We start from the raw sequence: 19792 nt of genomic DNA on the forward strand, positions 1-19792 counted from the left end.
AAAACGGATTTGTCTCTAAACAACAAAACCACTTCATTGAAGTGGTTTTGTAATAGTACTATCGATGAATACTTGTTTTAATTGTTAATTCTATCTCGCTCTGCCTTATCTAAATCGCGATTATTATCTTTCAACTTATAGTTGCCAAAATTATATTTGAACCCAATTCTAAGAAACTGAGTCTCCAATTCAGGAAAATATTGATTATCGAGTCCTTCATACTTTGCGCTCACGTTAGCATTTGCTCTATTCAGAATATCACCTACCGATAAGCTCAAAGAAGCCCTCTTATTCCATAAAGACTTACGAAGACCTAAATCTAATTGAATAGTTTCATCTTGCGTGTATGAACCTACTATAAAACTGGACAAGTACTCAAACGTTACAAAACCCGTTAACGTCTTTTGCTTATCTAGCGTGAGATAGTTTCCTATGTAGGCATAAAATCCATTTACATCATTTTTAAAGCTAGTGTTTGTAGATCTGTTTATAAGGAATGAATCCTCCTCATGAAAAGCACTTAGATACACGCTTGTATAAAGCCAGCTATTTACAGAGCGACCATGGCTAAAATCTAGCCCCCAAGATTTACTCCCCAAAGCATTCTGGCTGTCTGACCTTAACACTTGATTCTGGTTATCTTGCGTGGCTACCGTTACAATGTTCTCTCCATTATCTCTGTAGTAAACATCAAAAAAGTATTCATCTTTCAATGAATAGTTCACATTGAATTGATGGCTAAAAGATGGTTGCAACCCAGAGTTCCCTATAATAAAGTTATTCTCATTTATAAAATATGCAAAAGGGTTAAGATCTTGATAACGTGGTCTTTCTAACCTACGAGAATAATCTATCGCAAAGCTGTGATTTTCAAAAGGACTATATTGAACATAAGCACTAGGGAATAGTTCGAAATAATCTAACTCCGCCTTCGTATTTAAAACAATAGAATTCCCTACGCTATTTGTTTGCTCAGCCCTCAAACCACCTTTAATAGACCATTTTTCCCAATCTTTATTAAACGAAACATAAGCAGCGTATACATTTTCATCATACAAGAAGTTATCGCTTTGGGCCTGCTCAAGTCCGGTATTTTCTACATTGTTTAAATCAAAAAAATCAATTTTGGATTGAGAATCAATAATTGCAACTTTGGCACCTGATTCAAAAAGCACCTCGCCAAAACTTGTATTGTAATCTACTTGTCCAGTAAAAATCTCAATATCTTGAGTAGCATCTGTTGCAAATCTTATGTTACTGAGCACATCATCACTTTCATTTGTATAGACTGACCCTAGTCGCTGTAATTTATTGCGATTAAAGCTAGTAAAGTGTGCGCTTGTACTAAGTTCTCCTTTCTCCAAGGCATATGTATGCTTTAAATCAAAAGCTATATTATTACGATCGCTATCTATAGAACTCTGTGTTCTTATAAAAAATGGATCTTGCGAGAGAGACACAACATCTGTCGTTGCTCTTGTAAATTCAAAAACATCTGGAGAAAATAAACCTATTACAGACAAGCTAAGCTGCGACTTCTCCGTTAGCTCGTAATCGACTACAAGATTAGCATTATGTGCCTTAGACCACGTTTTGCGCTCAAAATCTTGATCCCAAATTGTACTAATACCTTGATCTAAATAATTAATTGAGTTATCACTCTGCTTTGTAGCTTTAAGCGGATTATAACTATAATTAAAAAACAAGCTTACCTTATCATTTTTAAAAAAATGGCTGGTGCCAAAAGTATGTTTTGGGTAAATCGCATAAGTACCTGTAGCACTTACATTTCCTTTGTAACCAGCTGCAACAGCCTTAGAAGTATTGATATTTAAAATAGCTCCTCCCTCTGCATCATATTTGGCTGGAGGATTTGTAATCACCTCAACAGACTTTATATTATTTCCATCTAGGCTTTCTAGTAGGCTTCTTATCTCTTCAACACTAAGTTGCACTTTTCTATCATTGAGATATACAGTGACTGGCTGGTTCCTTACATTGATCCCTCCTTGAGTTACCACCACAGCTGGCGTGCGCCTTAAAATATCAAGGGTACTTCCAGTAGAAAGAATACTATTTTCTACATTAAACACAAGTCTATCAGCCTTACGAACAACAGTAGGTGTCTTGGCAGTAATTGTGACTTCATCTAAGCTTTCTTGACTAGCTTGTAAAATAATTGGAGGAAGCGTTTTATTTCCCGAAAGGGAAAACACACTAGTTGTAGCATCTTCAAACCCTACAAAACTCACTTTAATATAATACTCATCAGCTCCTTTTAGTGAAGAAATTACAAAAGACCCATTGTCTTCTGTAATAGTACCTTGTACAATTTCCTTTTCTGCATCTAGCAACACTACGTTTGCAAATGGAATAGGTTGTGCATTAACATCTTGCACTTTACCACTAATGTTAAAGTCTTGAGAATAAGCGGAAAACGCTGTTAACACTATGAATATGAGAATGAGGGAGTTCTTAATTTCTGTCATAAGTTGATAAAAATAGGTAGAAACCTAATAATGAGCGCAATGTATTTAACATTTTTTTATAATAATTATTCTAATCTTTAATACACTTACAATATGGCCTCATATCTCGTATATTTGCAATCTATTTGAGAGACTATGAAGAACATCCGAAATTTTTGCATAATTGCCCATATTGATCACGGTAAAAGTACACTTGCAGATCGTCTACTAGATGAGACTGCAACAGTTACAAAACGTGAGTCTCAAGCACAACTGCTAGACAGTATGGACTTAGAGCGTGAGCGTGGAATCACGATCAAATCTCATGCTATACAAATGGAATATGTATATGAGGGAGAAAATTATATTCTCAACCTCATAGACACTCCTGGACACGTGGATTTCTCTTATGAAGTATCTCGAAGTATCGCTGCTTGTGAAGGAGCTTTACTAGTTGTTGATGCTGCTCAAAGTATACAAGCACAAACAATTTCAAATCTTTACCTAGCATTAGAAAATGATCTTGAAATCATACCTGTTCTTAATAAAATAGATCTTCCAAGTGCAAATCCAGAGGAGGTAACAGATGATATTGTTGATCTCTTGGGATGTGATCCTTCTGAGATTATTCCTGCTTCTGCAAAAACTGGAATTGGCATTAAGGAGATTCTTGCTGCGGTAATAAATCGTATTCCTGCACCAAAAGGAAATCCAGACGAGCCACTTCAAGCACTTATTTTTGACAGTGTTTACAACCCCTTCCGTGGTGTGGAGACTTACTTCCGTGTTATTAATGGAAGTATCAAGAAAAACCAACAAATTAAGTTTGTTGCAACAGGAAACACATACGGCGCAGATGAGGTAGGTACATTAAAACTTACGCAAGCCCCAAAACAAGAAGTAAAAACTGGTGATGTAGGCTACCTAATCACTGGAATAAAAGATGCCCGCGAAGTGAAAGTGGGTGATACAATTACAGATGCTAAAAACCCAACACAAAATGCTGTTGCAGGTTTTGAAGATGTAAAACCAATGGTTTTTGCCGGTATCTACCCAGTAGATACGGAGGACTACGAAGAGCTTCGTAACTCTATGGAAAAACTACAACTTAATGATGCTTCTCTAGTTTTTGAACCAGAAAGCTCTGCAGCACTAGGTTTTGGTTTCCGTTGTGGATTCCTTGGAATGCTACACCTGGAAATCATACAAGAACGTCTTGAGCGTGAATTTGACATGACGGTTATCACTACGGTACCTAACGTGTCTTACCATGCCTTTACTCATAAAAACCCTGAGGAGATTATTTTAGTAAATAACCCTTCAGATCTTCCAGAACCTTCTTCATTAAACAGAGTAGAAGAGCCTTTTATTAAAGCAACAATTATTACAAAATCTGATTTTGTGGGACCTGTCATGTCTTTATGTATTGAAAAAAGAGGGCAGATTGTAAGTCAGACATACCTTACTACAGAAAGAGTAGAGCTCAATTTTGACATGCCACTTGCAGAGATTGTTTTTGACTTTTATGATCGTTTAAAAACTGTATCAAAAGGATATGCTTCTTTTGATTATTCTCCTATAGGTTTACGCGCATCAAAACTTGTGAAGGTAGATGTACTTCTTAACGGGCAAGCGGTAGATGCTCTGTCTGCATTATTACACCAAGACAATGCTTACGATATAGGTAAACGTATGTGTGAAAAACTAAGAGAGTTAATACCACGCCAGCAGTTTGATATTCCAATACAAGCAGCTATTGGAGCTAAAATCATCTCTCGTGAGACGGTTAAAGCACTTCGTAAGGATGTAACTGCTAAATGTTATGGTGGAGATATCTCTCGTAAGCGTAAACTACTAGAAAAACAAAAGAAAGGTAAGAAGCGTATGCGCGCCGTGGGTAATGTAGAAATCCCACAAGAAGCGTTTATGGCGGTTCTAAAGTTGAATGATTAATCATCAACTTCGATAATATCAAAGGGTGCAGTTTACAAACTGCACCCTTTTTTTATAGCCTATTTAAAAGTGCTTTTATTTTGGAAACATCAGAGGTTTGAAGTAAGTTATTTTCATGACCTGCTAGCGAGTGCATTTTTATAGCATGATTATACCCAACCGTGCTACTACTTAAACTACCATGAACTTCGCTAAAACCAGCATTCTTAAATTTCATAATATTATCAATAGAGATTCCTCCACCAGGTAAAATATCTATACGATTTCTAGCCGCTGCTAGTAATTCCCGCAAGGTTTCATAACCTTCATTCACATTAACATTCATTCCAGAAGTTAGAACCCTACTAGCTCCTATATTTATTAGCAGCTCTAAGGCAGCAAGAACATCCGGCGTCCAATCAAAAGCGCGATGAAAGGTAAAAGGCAGCTCGCCACATTCAGCTATTAAGCGTTCAGTTCGTACCGCGTCTATCGTAAAGTCTCTATTTAATATCCCAGAAACTATTCCTTGAGCACCTTGCGCTTTCGCGAAAGCGATATCTCGCAACATCACATCAAAATCGGCTTCCGAGTACATAAAATCTCCAGACCTTGGCCTTATCAATACAAACACAGGAATCTCAAGCTCTTGCGTCACTTTCTCTATCAAACCATGACTAGGAGTAATCCCTCCAAGTGACAGCTCTTGACAAAGTTCAATACGGTGCGCTCCTGCATCTTGAGCAGCCAGCGCACTTTCAAACGAGTTTGCACAGATTTCTACTTTCATACCTTAAAGATACTAAACCATATGTGCCCTTTCTTTTAATGTAAAAGTCGGCTCAAAGAATTACTGCTTTTCTGTATCTTAGACACAAACCTACCATATCAATGCGCTACCTACTCTCTCTTTTTCTTCTCCTACTTACAGTCACTAGTTGCGAGCATATTACGGAGGTTACTCCTGCTCAAAAAGATCAAGACCTCATAAGCTATGTGAATCCTTTTATAGGCACCGGTGGTCACGGTCATACCTACCCTGGGGCGACCATGCCTTTTGGTATGATGCAGCTTAGTCCAGACACACGATTAGATGGCTGGGACGGTTGTTCTGGGTATCACTATGACGACGACTTTATCTACGGCTTTAGCCACACACACTTAAGCGGCACTGGAGTTTCAGATTATGGAGACATCCTCTTGATGCCTTCTACTTCCATAATGTTTAATAATGGTGCAGATGGAAAACCTGGTTATCGGGATCATTTTACGCATGATAATGAAGTAGCACAACCAGGATATTATAGCGTACATCTAGACAACTCAAATATAGACGTAGCTCTTACTGTTGCTGCTCGTAGCGGCGTGCATAAGTACGCTTTCGCGAAAGCGGACTCTTTAAAAAACTTTGTGATTTTAGATCTTGAGCACCGTGATGAAGTACTGAACACCAAAATAGATACACTCTCTAGCACAGAACTCTCGGGATATAGACACTCCAAGGCTTGGGCTAGCAACCAAAAGCTGTTTTATTACATTAAAACATCACACAGTTTCAAATATCTAAAACAACCAAAAGGGACGAAGAATGGCGCGACATCACATAAAGCTGCGTTGCAATTTAACAATCCCAAGAATGAAGAAATCATCATTAAAATAGGAATATCTGCCGTAGATGAAGCTGGGGCGCGAAAGAACCTAGAAACCGAAATAGGAAACAAAACCTTTGACCAAGTAAAGCAAGAAGCACAAAGTACTTGGGAAAGTCAGCTAGAAAAAATTGTTGTAGAAAGTGAAAACTCAGATTACAAAACTAATTTTTATACTTCGCTATATCATACCATGCTAGCCCCTAACCTTTATCAAGATGTAGATGGTCGCTACCGAGGGATGGATCTAGAAATTCATCAAACAGACGCATTTGATTACTACACTGTTTTCTCACTGTGGGACACGTATCGCGCAGCCCACCCTTTATACACCATTATAGAGGAAGAGCGTACCAACGATTTTATAAACACCTTTCTTGCTAAATATGAGGAAGGTGGCATTATGCCCATTTGGGATCTAGCTGGCAATTATACTGGCTGTATGATAGGTTATCATGCAGTACCCGTAATCGCAGATGCATATCTAAAAGGAATACGTGATTACGATACAGATAAAGCTTTTAAAGCGATGCTTCATAGCGCCTCGCAAGACAAACTTGGTCTTGACTCTTACAAGAAATACGGTTTTATACCTGCAAATGACGAAGCAGAGTCTGTATCAAAGACACTAGAATATGCTTATGACGACTGGACTATTGCTCAAATGGCGCAAGAAATGGGTAACGAAGAAATCTACCAAGAATTTACAAAGCGCGCGCAGTCTTACAAAAATGTATATGATCCTTCTTCTGGTTTTATGCGAGGTCGCATGCGCAACACATGGTTCTCTCCTTTTGATCCCTTTGAAGTAAATTTTAATTATACCGAAGCAAATGCCTGGCAATATAGTCTCTATGCGCCTCAAGACATAAGTGGACTTATTCATCTTACCGGTGGAAACAAGGCTTTTGAAAGAAAACTAGACACACTATTTACGGTCGAGACTGCAACTTCTGGTCGTCACCAGCAAGATATCACAGGATTAATAGGACAATATGCACATGGCAATGAACCTAGCCACCATATGGCATATTTATATAATTATATACAGAAGCCATGGAAAACACAAGAGCGTGTACACGAGATCCTTACTACATTATATACCAATTCTCCAGATGGAATTTCTGGCAATGAAGATTGTGGGCAAATGAGCGCGTGGTACGTACTAAGCTCTTTAGGCTTCTACCCTGTAACCCCAGGAAGTAATGAGTATGTTATTGGCTCGCCATTATTTGATAAGGCTACCATACATTTAGAAAATGGCAATAGTTTTACCATTGTTGCACAAAATCTTTCTGAAGAAAATATACACATAGAAAGTGCGTATATGGATGATAAGGCTTACCCATACTCATACTTGAAACATGAAGATATTATGGATGGCGGTGAACTCATATTTAATATGGCAGCTACTCATTCCCGATGGGCAAAACACCCCGCGCATAGTCCTAAAACAAGTATTGAGGATAATAAATTTACAGCAGCGCCTTTTATAGCAAAAGGAGAAGCCAACTTTAAAAAAGACACAGAAATCACACTCGCCACCACAGATAAAAATGTGGATGTTTTTTATGCACTAGAAGAAGATGGTAGTAACTTCAAAAAATACAGACTACCCATTAAAATTAAAGATCATAATACCTTACGCACCTATGCGATGGGACGTCATGGACAAAGTGCTACCATAGAAACTCCATTGTTTAAACTAAATGAAAACTACAGTCTCACACTAGATGCAACATACGCAAATGCATATAATGCTGGTGGAGATAATGCGTTGATAGATGGAGTAAGAGGAGTAAAAGAATTTCGTTCAGGGACATGGCAGGGTTATGATGCTCAAGATGTAGTAGCAACGCTAGACTTAGGTAAAGCACAAACCATCACTAGTATTGAAACTACTTTTTTACAAGATCAACGCAGTTGGATTTTCTACCCAACAGAAGTAACATTCCTAACATCTATTGACGGTGAAAATTTTGAAATCTATCACCAAGAGGAAATTGATGCTGCTTCACGTGATGAGGACATTGCTATTAAAAGTATTAAAGGGGTACAACAGGGTACACAAGCGCAATACATACAACTTATAGCAAAGACATTAGGAGATCTTCCAGAGTGGCACTTAGGTTTTCCATATCAAGGAAAAAGTTGGGTATTTGTAGACGAGATTGTAGTGCAGTAACAAAATAATTATGGTAGATCAATTAGTTTCAGTGCAGTGGCTTAATAAACATCTTAGTGATGACAATATTGTATTACTAGATGCAAGCGCTCATTTTAATACTGCTTCAAACATCAGTGGAGCGCAACACTTTGATATTAAAAACACTTTCAGCGATACAAAAAGTGCTTTTCCTAACACATTTCCTCAGCCTGCACATTTTGAAAAAGAATGCCAAACCCTCGGCATAGATAGTGACAGTCATATTATCGTATATGATGACAAAGGGATTTTTACCAGTCCGCGCGTGTGGTGGATGTTTAAAACAATGGGGCATCACAATGTATCTGTATTAGACGGTGGCCTTCCAGAATGGATAGCAAATAATTTTCCGGTTACAACGATTGTTAAAGTAAAAAGATCTCCAGGCAACTTTAAAGCTCACCTTGATGAGTCTGCTATTAAGAGCTACGCACAAGTAGTTCAAAATATCACCACCTCAAACTGCCAACTCATTGATGCCCGATCTAGCGGTAGGTTTAATGGAACTGATCCAGAACCTAGGACACATATACAAAGCGGCCACATTAAAAACTCCTTAAACTTACCATATACAGAAGTTTTAGATAATGGAAAGTTTAAGTCTAAGAAAGAATTAAAACTCACTTTCGACAATCTTAATCTTGCAGACACGCCTATTATTTTTAGCTGCGGTTCTGGAATTACAGCCTGCATCATTTTATTTGCTTTGGCCTTAATTTCAGATAGAGAGCGCAGTGTTTATGATGGCTCATGGACAGAATGGGCAGAAAAGCAAGAACTATTTGTTTAATATCACTGTAGTACATATTGCATTATGAACAGAAGAAAATTTATAAATAAATCTGCAGTTGCGGGAGCTGGGATTGCCACAGGCGCAAGTTTGATGGCATGCAATGACCTAGGCACAAGCACTGGTGATGTGGATAATACCGCTTTCGCGAAAGCGCAAAAAGAAAATATCAAAAAACCATCTCCTATTGCCATTTGCACATGGGGCTTTTCTGGAGCTACAGCAAAAGCTGGCGAACTTCTAGACAATGGCGCTAATGCTCTAGATGCTATCATAGCAGGCGTTGCTGTGGAAGAAGAAAATATAGAAAATACTACAGTAGGGATAGGAGCCACACCAGACAGAGAGGGTAATGTCACGCTAGATGCCTGCGTAATGAATTCTGATGGAGGCTGTGGAGCTGTGCTTGCAGTTGAAAATATTGTCAATGTCGCTGCCTTAGCCCGCAAGGTTATGGAAGAAACGCCACACGTCATCATAGCAGGAAAAGGCGCCGAAGAATTTGCCTATGAACAAGGGTTCGCCAGACAAAAACTACTCACAGAAGAACGCAAAGAAGCTTGGAAAGAGTGGCTAAAAACAAGTGATTACAAACCGGAAATTAACATAGAGAATCACGATACCATCGGGATGCTAGCAATAGATAGCAATGGGGATATTGCAGGTGCCTGCACTACGTCTGGATTGGGTTATAAAATGAAAGGACGCGTAGGAGATTCTCCCATCATAGGATCCGGCCTTTTTATAGATAATGAAGTAGGCGGCGCCGTAGCGACTGGAATGGGAGAAGAAGTACTCAAAACAGTGGGGAGTTTTTTAATAGTAGAGTTAATGCGCTCTGGAATGTCACCACAGGCTGCCTGCGAGGAGGCAATTCATAGAATCACAAAGAAAGGCCCTCGTTATAAAGATTTTCAAATTGCATATATCGCTATGAATAAATCTGGCGAAACTGGCAGTCATTGTATTCACGAAGGATTTACCATGATGAGATATCAAAATAAAATAAATGAAAATATTTTATCTTCATTTTACGACACAAAAAATAGCTAGTTCATCACGCACATATGTTACCCAAAATAGACACGATACCTATTTACATCGCCAAAATACACAAAAGAGACTGTTTTACTAAGGTTAAGTTAATTACAAAAACTTAAAAACGTTTTTTTAAAGACTGAATTTCAACCAATTAAACAACAAGATCATCGCAGAATTAAATAATACACAATATTCTATTTAAAGATTTGTTATATATTTGCGCAAGCCTATAAGGCAAAAAATATTTAAGACTGTTGTAATTGACTTTAAATAATCAATTATGATTTGGGGTGAAAGCCAAGCATTCTTGCTTGGCTTTCTTTATGCCCAAAAGTCAAGGATTGGCTTTCACAACAAATCATAACGGGGTCGCGAGTAGACAAGCTCTAATGCTAGCACTATTTTAAAACGAGCGGTTTCATGTATTTCTCAATCTTGCTTGGCTTTTACTGTGATTAAGGTTAAGTTCTAATACCCGATACGTTCATTTTTTTCATTGACAAAAAAACGAACCAAAAAAGTCTAGACTTAATCGAACTTTACTAAAAATTTCTTTCGTTGCGGCGCAAACTAAAAGCCATTGATGATTTTGTCTTATTGCTGACTTCGAAATATGACTAGCAAATAATAATTGTGAGGCTATCGCTAGTTTGCTTTACCCTCCACTTACTTCATTTTTTACGTAAAATTCGCTTAGGTCATTAAGTTTGGTACTACTATTTATCAACACCGCTGCTATATCTAAGCACATCTTCTTACATTTGAGTTTTAGCCGTAATACGCTTTCGCGAAAGCGTAATTCAAAACAACTTCACGTGACCAATACCACCGAGAATACCCAAAAGAGATTATTTCTACTAGATGCATATGCTCTCATTTTTAGAGGATATTATGCGCTTATAAAAAATCCACGTATCACAAGCTCCGGAATGGATGTAAGTGCGATCATGGGATTTACTAATAGTCTCTTTGATGTTATAAAAAGAGAACGTCCAGATCACCTCGCAGTGGCCTTTGACAAAGGTGGAAGCTCTGCTCGTGTTGAGGCTTTTGAAGATTACAAAGCAAACCGTGATGAGACTCCAGAGGCGATACGCATTGCGATTCCTCATATCCAAGAGATTCTTAAGGCTATGCATATACCTATCATTGAGCGTCAGGGTGTGGAAGCAGATGACCTTATAGGAACCCTATCTAAGCAAGCCGAAAAGGAAGGTTTTAAGGTGTATATGGTCACACCAGATAAGGATTATGCACAGCTAGTATCTGAAAATATCTTTATGTACAAGCCTGCCCGAATGGGTAACGGTATAGAAATCTGGGGTATTCCAGAGGTGCAAAAGCGTTTTGAAGTAGAAAACCCGCTACAGGTAATTGATTACCTAGGTATGATGGGTGACGCGTCTGACAATATACCTGGACTGCCAGGTGTAGGTGATAAGACGGCAAAGAAATTTATAGCTACATACGGATCTATGGAAGGCTTACTGGCAAATACAGATAAGCTCAAGGGTAAGATGAAGGAGAAAGTTATAGAAAATGCCGAATTAGGCTTACTTTCTAAAAAACTAGCGACCATTATGCTGGATTGCGATGTGACATTTAACGCAAAAGACTACGAACTTTCTGAACCAGATGCCGAGGCAGTGGGGAAAAAGTTTGAAGAGCTTGAGTTCCGCCGAATGAAGGATCAGTTTATCAAAATATTTTCTGGAGAAGCAGATCAAGGTACCCAAGTTTCTTCTACGCCTTCGGCAAAGAAAGCAGCTGCTTCTAGTGCTGGAGCTGGTCAGTTTTCATTATTTGGTGGTGATAGCGGAGCGACTGCAGCCGCAGTTTCTGATGCGTCAACTCGAAAGACAATAAAAGACACGCAACATTTTTATCAGAAAGTTGATAGTCCGCTTGCGCGAAAATTATTCATACAAAACCTGAACAATCAGTCTTCTGTTTGTTTTGACACAGGAACTACAGGTCTCGATCCGCTTGTTGCAGAACTAGTAGGGATTGCTTTTTCATGGGAAGCAGGAAAAGGATACTACATTCCTTTTCCAGAAAGTAAAGAAGAAGCGCAAACACTTATAGAAGAGTTGAGACCTTTCTTTGAAAATACCAAAATTGAAAAGATAGGACAGAATTTAAAATATGATATTAAGGTTCTTGCTAAGTATAATGTAAAGGTAAAAGGAAAACTCTTTGATACCATGCTAGCACATTATCTCATCAATCCAGATATGCGTCATAATATGGACGTGCTAGCGGAGACCTATCTTAACTACACACCTGTTTCTATCACAGAACTTATAGGGAAGAAAGGAAAGAACCAGAAATCGATGCGTGATATTTCTGTAGATGATCAAACAGAATATGCGGTAGAAGATGCAGATATCACGTTACAACTTAAACATCATTTTGAAAAAGAGCTAGACGAGGCTGGTACTCGCAAGCTATTTGATGATATTGAAATTCCGTTATTACGTGTGCTAGCGGCTATGGAAGTGGAAGGAATCAATCTTGATGTATCTTTCTTACAAAGCCTTTCCGGTGATCTCAATGCAGATATAGAGCGTCTTACATCAGAAATTTTCGCGGAAGCGGGAGAAGAATTTAATATAGGATCTCCTAAGCAATTGGGTGAGATATTATTTGACAAAATGAAACTTGTCGACAAGCCTAAAAAAACCAAAACCGGGCAATACTCAACGGCTGAAGATGTGCTATCGTACCTCGCAAAAGATCACGACATCATCCAGAAAGTATTAGACTATCGCGGCTTGTCAAAATTAAAATCTACCTATGTAGATGCACTTCCAGAGCAAGTAGCTCAAGATGGACGCGTGCATACAGATTATATGCAAACGGTTGCTGCTACGGGACGTTTGAGCTCAAACAATCCTAACTTACAGAATATTCCAATTCGCACAGAGCGCGGTCGTCAAGTACGTAAGGCTTTTGTGCCAAGAGATGAAAATCACACCCTACTTGCTGCCGATTATTCTCAAATAGAACTGCGTATTATTGCCGCGTTAAGTGAGGAGGAGAACATGATCCAAGCATTTACAGACGGAGAAGACATTCACGCTAGTACGGCTGCCAAAGTTTTTAATGTGCCACTAGAAGAAGTTACTCGCGAGCAACGTAGTAATGCGAAGACGGTAAACTTTGGGATTATATACGGAGTGTCTGCCTTTGGACTTTCTAACCAGACCGATTTATCTCGTGGTGAGGCAAAAGAACTTATAGATAACTATTACAAGTCATATCCAAAACTACGCAACTACATGAGCGAGCTTGTTGAGTTTGCGAGGGAAAATGGTTATGTAAAAACAGTATTAGACCGTCGCCGTTACCTTAATGGTATTAACTCCAGCAACGGAGTTGTGCGAGGCGCAGCCGAGCGAAATGCGGTGAATGCCCCTATACAAGGAAGCGCAGCAGATATTATTAAAATCGCGATGATTAATATTTTTGAAAAGCTAGAAAACAGCGACTACAAAACTAAGATGTTACTACAAGTGCATGATGAACTAGTTTTTGATGTTCCCAATGAAGAACTAGATGTCATTAAAGAGCTCATCAAGACAGAAATGGAAAGTGCTTTTAAGATGGCCGTGCCGCTTGATGTTGAGGTTGGATTAGGACAGAATTGGTTAGAGGCGCATTAAGAATAGCCAAGATAAATTAACATCTGTAAATCAGTAATTAAACATTTATTAACAATAAAATACAAGTGAATTATTGAGTTAAAGTATAGATTTGGCGCTTATTAAAATCTAACAAATCAATACCAATGAAAACACTCAAAAACATCAGTTTATTAGCCCTCTTTTTATTTGCTGTAGGAGCAAGTAACGTGAATGCTCAGAAGCTAAAAGCATTTGGAAGTTCTATTGAAAAGAAAATAGGACCCGTAACAAAAAGAGTTCCTTACTTAGACGTAGTAAGCTATTTAGGTCACGCTGCTCCTGGTACAGAAAATGAAATCAAAGATGGAAAGAAATTCTATTACATCTACTTATGGGTTCCTGCTGTAGCTCCAGAACTAGGATTGAGAATGATGTCTCCTGCTGGAAAGGTAAAAACCAAAAACCCAATTGTAGGTGCAGGTTATGAAGAGAACAAAGACTCAAAAGATTATTTTGACACTTACATCACTTTAGAGAGATCAAGCGTTTTTACAAAAGATGGAATTGCAGGTTCTGCAAATGCAACTTGGACTACTCTTGAGAGAAACGATGATAGTGGAGAAATGCCAAAGCAACCAAGCGGAAGCAGCTACAACTCTCTTTTACGTTACGAAAGCCAAGCAAGCAACCCTTTAAAAGCATTAACTAAAGGACTATACAGAATAGGATTTACGACTTACAAAACAGGTGAGGTAAATGGAACATTCTTAGCTCAAGTAGGTTCTCCAGTAAAATTACCTGGAGTTGTAATGTCTAATACACTAGAAGGTTTACTAGAGCAAATGGACTAATTAGTATTAATTACTAAACTGTCTTTAATTACGCTTTTAAAAAGCTATTTAAAAGTAAAGCCCAAACATCTTACGATGTTTGGGCTTTCTTATGTTTGCTATTTTACATTCTATAAGTTACTCTCTCACATATGTAGAGATTGCAATTTCATTATCAAAACCTCCCGAAGGTGCATTATTTAATAAATCTCTAGTAAGTGTTTCTTCAAACCTTAATGTATCCCTATCCTCAGAAAGTAAACCTACCATACTATTATCAATAGTAACTGTTCTCTCGTGCTGAACATATGATGGAGGGCTCACGTAGTTTACTACTACTAAGCATATAAATTCATTTAAATGACCATTACCATCATCATCTACACACGTGGTAATGGGATAAGGTGGTATTACCGTGTTGTCCAATCCAAAAGTAATCTGTTGCGGACTCAGAACTGCTCCGTTTTCTTCCAATAAGTTGGTAGAAAAAATACCATCATTATTTAAATCTAATGGTATTGTAAGATCATAAGATATTTGTCTGTACACGCCTCCCTTAATACTGTCTTTCTTATTCACATCATCATTACCACAGCTAGAGAAGCTAAAAGATACAAGGCAAAAAATAATAATTCTTTTCATAACAAAATTTACGCTATCAAATATAGAGCGTTCTATCATTACATTATTGAGTAAACATGAATAATTTTAACATTTTACTCAAATCTGTTAGTATACCTTATGGCCGTCACAAAGAAAAGCCAGGTATCCATTACTTGAATACCTGGCTTTAAATTATAAACAATAGCTTAATACTATTGCTTCTGATAGGTTACCAACGCTACCTCTTGTTCTGAAGTGGTTGTTCCATCATTGTTATTTCTAAATTTATAAAATACTTCTTTAAATACTATCGTTTCAAAATCCTCAGAAACTTCACCTTCCATGCTGTTTTCGATAATAACAGCATTTTTATTTTGCGTGTAAGTAGGAAGAGGATCGTAATCTGCGATTACCCCACAATAATTTATTACGTCACCATCTTCTGTTGCATCAATACATACAATTAATGGATTAGGTGGATATACTTTGTTGTCTTCCCTAAAAGACACACCTTGCCCTAACATGCTGCGATCTAACTCATCAAATAATTCGATGGAAGCAATTCCATCACCATTAATATCTATGGCGTTTTCAACTTTATAGGATACCGCAAGATACGTTTCTCCCTTTACAGATAACTCATTTTGGTTGTCGTCACTAGAACAACTCAAAGTCAGAATAAATAATACTAATGCTATATACTTCATTTATAAGTGTTTTGATGTGACCAAAGTAATAATTATTAAGCTTTCGCGAAAGCATAACTAGAAAAAACCCCAAATTCTTAATGACAAGAATTTGGGGTTTTGTTTTAAAATAAATATTCAAATGTCCACTTATCGATATGCTTTATAAAGTACAACAATCTGATTAGTTCTATCAATTGTTTCTCCTGTTGGTCCACTGAGAAAACGATCTACATTAAGTGTAAATCCATCTGTATTAAAACTATCGAGAGAAGCCCTTATAAAGCCTTCTTGGCTAGTACCGCTCGACCCACCACTTGTACCATTATCAGAAAGTGGCGATCCATTATTATTAACAAAATAAGCTGCTATACAATAGTCTTCTGAAGCGTAAGTACCTATGTTATTAATACTTGAACCACTAAAAGCATTAGAAATCACTTGTTGATCTATAATACCAGAGGCTCCATTGATTGCATAACCAGTAGTCATTCCTCCAGCCATTCTTATATCGTTTGAATTATTGGTGCCAGATCTAGCTGTCCCTTCATCAAAACCTTGCACCCTATTTACAGCTGTAAACTCGATAGAACTAGGCTCAAAACCTACTCCCGTCACACTAATTGTCCCTGAGGCATTTATAAGAATCTTACCAAAAAACACCGAACTTTGATTTGCTCGTGCTACTTGATTCCACTGACTATCTTGCCAAAAATAAAACCCTTTTGAAGTTAAAGCACCACCACCTGTATTGTACACCATAGTGCCCTCTACAAGATTTGGTCCGTTAGGATTTATTACCGTCGTTACATCGGATATGGAATTTAAATCTACACGTGGGATTAGAAGACCACTATTACTACTTGTTATATCAAGCGCTGCATAAGGTGATACTGTCCCTACACCTACTTGAGCATAGCTAACTGTTTTAAATAAAACGAATACTAGAATTAAAATTAGTCCCTGTCTCACTCCTACCATTTATAAAAAAATTTAAAATGTTAATCGTATAGTTTATACATAATTACAAATAATTAAAGCAAAAACAATAGGAAAAACACACACTATATAAATTTATAAGAATTACGCATTTATAACACAACTCTATAGGTCCATTTTACTAAAAACGTATTTCTAAGTTGCTGTCCTAGCACCTGACTATCAAAAGCTTCCGTTAGATTTTCTCTAGAAGACGCTCCTCCTTCTATTCCTTGTGACCAAACTAAAAATACTTCTGAGCCGGGGATGTATTCCCACCTTGCCACAAGGTTAGAACGAAACTGCACATAATTGAAATCTGGATTACCAAAACTATAGTCTGCAGTACCATCTACATCTTCATCTATGGCATAGCCTCCGTCTATCTCACTTATTTGATTCTGATTAAATAGTGTAACTCGCTCGTTTAGATTTTCATTATCACTATCTGCTACAAAATTGAAATTAGTATAAGTTCCTTTAGCAATAAATGGCTGCGCATAATACTGTATCGTAAAGTTAGGATTGATATTGTAATTAATACGTAATGTTGCACTTAGCGTTTCTTGCTCAATCTCTCCAGTTATGTATCTCGTCCCAAAAGTAGCAGGCGCATAAGCTTGTTGTGATACGTATTGTGTTTTATTGGGGTTCATCTCATATTCTGTAGAAAGTGATAAACTCAACGCATCAAGTGGCTGGTAGTTGAGACGCAACTCATATCTATTTAAGGAGAAGTTATCTTGTTTTGCCTGAGAATTTACATATATCGCGATAGCACTTAATTTCTTACGTTGATCTGTACCTACCGCAGCAAAGTAAAAGTTCTCTTCATTAAATCTCCAGCGTGGTCCACCACGTAAGAAGGAGTTAATAAATATGCGAGGCTTGTGAGCACCTCCTACTTCTGTAAACCAGTTGTTTTTCCAGTTAATCTCTGCTCTACCTTCGTATTGAATACGGTTAAAGTTTCCATCAAAGTCATATTGCGTAGTTTGCTCTACGCCCACATTTGCCTGTCTGTACCAAGAAGTAGAATTGTTCCAAAAACGTCTTACACTAGCAAACTGTACAATTCTATCTGCACGACGCAAGAAACCTATGTCGTTGAGCTCTAACCCTGGAGATCTCCAGTTTCCCCCTAGTTCATATCTCCACTTACCACTCCCTCTACCTATAGCAAGATTACCACCAGTTCCCGAAAGACTTGTTGCATCTGTATCTACTTCTAGATGATTTGCATCTACTCGCTGGTATAAATGTGTAAGCGACGTCTGCGTATTTAAAATAGCTTGAGAATCTCCATTTACTCTGCTTATAATACCACGCCCTTCTATATAATATTTACGGTCTTTCCAGTTATGTCTAAAATCAATTCCTCCTGTATAAGCTTGCGTGTGGAGAAAATCTAGACTGCGTTCCATATCTCTGTGAGTTGTGGTAAATATTCCACCTACAAAAGAGTTACGGTCATTAAAATCTTTTTGAACGCGACCTACGAAATAATTAGTGAGTGGCTCTACCAGCTCTTTACGCTTCTCCCCTAGAAGTCCATCTAGATCGAGAGGCGATGTAATCTCTTCCCGATCATCTAGTTCAATCTCGGCAAATTCTTTTCCTGTCACACTTTCTAGCACGCCTATAGTCCAGCCATCCTTTGTTTTACCACTAAACTTTGCTGCTCCTAATATGGTAGTATTGGTAGGGAAATCTTCGTACTCTCCTTTTGAAGCATCAAATGTGGTTCCTCCTTGTGGAGTGCGCCCTATACGTCTTGGAAAAAATACATTATCTGCTCCACCGCCTACTCTAAAGTCAAAGACACTCTTATTTTCTACAAAGAAAGGACGACGCTCTTCAAAAAATATTTCAAAACCATCTAGTGCGATTGCACCTGGGTCTGCATCTACTTGTCCAAAATCTGGATTAACCGTAAGGTCAAGAGTAAGATCATTAGTAATTCCAATTTTTGCATCAAGCCCTACATTTCCGCCAAAATCGTCTCCATCTCTAAAGGGATTACCCGCCTCTTCCTCAAATGTATCGTACTGACCTAATACAAATGGCTGTATTTCTAATTGTTTCTGCGGCTTGATTCCTTTAATTCCTCGCAGTTCTCCAAACTCACTTACCCATCCCGGAGGATTAGCAGGTAGCGGTTGCCAGGTAGAACGCTCTTCATTTGCAAAGTAACGTCTTGTAGATTGTATGCCCCAAGTCTGAACGTCTTCTGCACTAAAGCGCAGCTGACTCAGAGGTATACGCATTTCTGCCGTCCAGCCCTGTTCATCTTCTCCCGTGGCTAAATACCAAATAGGATTCCAGCTGCTATCAAAGTTGCCATTGTTTGACACAAACTCATCGCCTTTTACTCCAGAAGCAGAGGCAGTAAAAGAAAATGCCGTGCGATCGTCATTATAACTATCTATATTAATCTCTACCCAATCACCCGGAAAATCGTCTCGACGTCCTAGCCTTCTCTCTATTCTAGACTTATCACTTTCAAGACAATGAAAAGCCACATAAAGATTTTTATCATCATAAGTGATTTTCATTTTAGTCTGCTTAGTAGGAGGTGTACCCACATCTGGCTCAAACTGTAAGTAATCTGTAGACCACTCCACATTATTCCATGCAGCATCAGAGAAGTCTCCATCTATATCTGGAGCCTCACCATTAATGGCAATTGTGTTATACACCTTCCTAGGTATGGCAGTTTCAGTTGCTTCTGTTTGGGCAACTACATTAAGGGAACTTAGAAAAAGGAGCGCGATTACTGCTCTGAGTTGATTGATTTTAGGTAACATTGGTTTGGTTTTGATTGATTTACTAGAAAGACTTCAATCATCTCAGAATGTGACAACAACTTTCTTGTTTTAAGGTTTTATTAACATAATGTTTGGAGTTACGCTTTCGCGAAAGCGTGAAAATCACAATTAATAGTACTCGTTTACACCTTTATAATAGGACATATAAGGCTCAT

At 38.1% G+C, this 19792-nt stretch carries 12 protein-coding genes; 6 read left to right on the forward strand and 6 right to left on the reverse strand.

The window, feature by feature from the left end; all coding sequences use genetic code 11:
- Positions 1-77 precede the first annotated feature (77 nt).
- Positions 78-2489: an outer membrane beta-barrel protein gene (locus ACJJVU_RS15050; RefSeq protein WP_405227110.1), complete on the reverse strand. Its 2412-nt coding sequence runs from the start codon at positions 2487-2489 to the stop codon at positions 78-80.
- A 135-nt stretch (positions 2490-2624) separates the two neighbouring features.
- On the opposite strand from ACJJVU_RS15050, the gene lepA reads away from it, so the two are divergent.
- Entirely contained in the window at positions 2625-4421 is a 1797-nt protein-coding gene (gene lepA / locus ACJJVU_RS15055; protein WP_405227113.1) for a translation elongation factor 4, read from the forward strand.
- Between the two features lie 52 nt (positions 4422-4473).
- Here the strand turns inward: lepA and ACJJVU_RS15060 are convergent, their stop codons facing one another.
- Entirely contained in the window at positions 4474-5190 is a 717-nt protein-coding gene (locus ACJJVU_RS15060; protein ID WP_405227116.1) for a copper homeostasis protein CutC, read from the reverse strand.
- A 101-nt stretch (positions 5191-5291) separates the two neighbouring features.
- Between ACJJVU_RS15060 and ACJJVU_RS15065 the strand changes: the two genes are divergently transcribed.
- The 5 genes from ACJJVU_RS15065 (at position 5292) to ACJJVU_RS15085 (ending at position 14563) form a co-directional block, all read left to right on the forward strand.
- The gene (locus tag ACJJVU_RS15065; protein WP_405227118.1) at positions 5292-8234 is read left to right on the forward strand and encodes a GH92 family glycosyl hydrolase; all 2943 of its coding nucleotides are present in this window, start codon (positions 5292-5294) and stop codon (positions 8232-8234) included.
- A gap of 10 nt (positions 8235-8244) precedes the next feature.
- Entirely contained in the window at positions 8245-9045 is an 801-nt protein-coding gene (locus ACJJVU_RS15070; RefSeq protein WP_405227121.1) for a sulfurtransferase, read from the forward strand.
- A 24-nt stretch (positions 9046-9069) separates the two neighbouring features.
- Positions 9070-10098 (forward strand): isoaspartyl peptidase/L-asparaginase family protein, encoded by a 1029-nt coding sequence (locus ACJJVU_RS15075; protein ID WP_405227124.1) that lies wholly within the window; start codon positions 9070-9072, stop codon positions 10096-10098.
- Between the two features lie 803 nt (positions 10099-10901).
- A complete protein-coding gene (gene polA, locus ACJJVU_RS15080) occupies positions 10902-13751 on the forward strand; it encodes a DNA polymerase I (RefSeq protein WP_405227533.1) in 2850 nt (949 codons plus the stop codon).
- A gap of 125 nt (positions 13752-13876) precedes the next feature.
- The gene (locus ACJJVU_RS15085; protein ID WP_405227127.1) at positions 13877-14563 is read left to right on the forward strand and encodes a LipL32 family surface lipoprotein; all 687 of its coding nucleotides are present in this window, start codon (positions 13877-13879) and stop codon (positions 14561-14563) included.
- A gap of 117 nt (positions 14564-14680) precedes the next feature.
- Here ACJJVU_RS15085 and ACJJVU_RS15090 read toward each other — a convergent pair whose 3' ends face one another.
- The 4 genes from ACJJVU_RS15090 to ACJJVU_RS15105 all read right to left on the reverse strand — a co-directional run bounded on the left by ACJJVU_RS15090 (position 14681) and on the right by ACJJVU_RS15105 (position 19616).
- Positions 14681-15184, reverse strand: a complete 504-nt coding sequence (locus tag ACJJVU_RS15090) for a hypothetical protein (protein WP_405227130.1) — start codon at positions 15182-15184, stop codon at positions 14681-14683.
- Positions 15185-15357: 173 nt separating this feature from the next.
- On the reverse strand, positions 15358-15852 hold the full coding sequence (locus tag ACJJVU_RS15095; RefSeq protein WP_405227133.1) for a hypothetical protein: 495 nt from the start codon (positions 15850-15852) through the stop codon (positions 15358-15360).
- 129 nt (positions 15853-15981) lie between these two features.
- Positions 15982-16803 (reverse strand): hypothetical protein, encoded by an 822-nt coding sequence (locus ACJJVU_RS15100; protein ID WP_405227136.1) that lies wholly within the window; start codon positions 16801-16803, stop codon positions 15982-15984.
- A gap of 119 nt (positions 16804-16922) precedes the next feature.
- Positions 16923-19616: a DUF5916 domain-containing protein gene (locus ACJJVU_RS15105; protein WP_405227139.1), complete on the reverse strand. Its 2694-nt coding sequence runs from the start codon at positions 19614-19616 to the stop codon at positions 16923-16925.
- Between the last annotated feature and the right edge of the window lie 176 nt (positions 19617-19792).

The organism is Dokdonia sp. Asnod1-B02 (genome assembly GCF_045063955.1).
GTDB lineage: Bacteria > Bacteroidota > Bacteroidia > Flavobacteriales > Flavobacteriaceae > Dokdonia.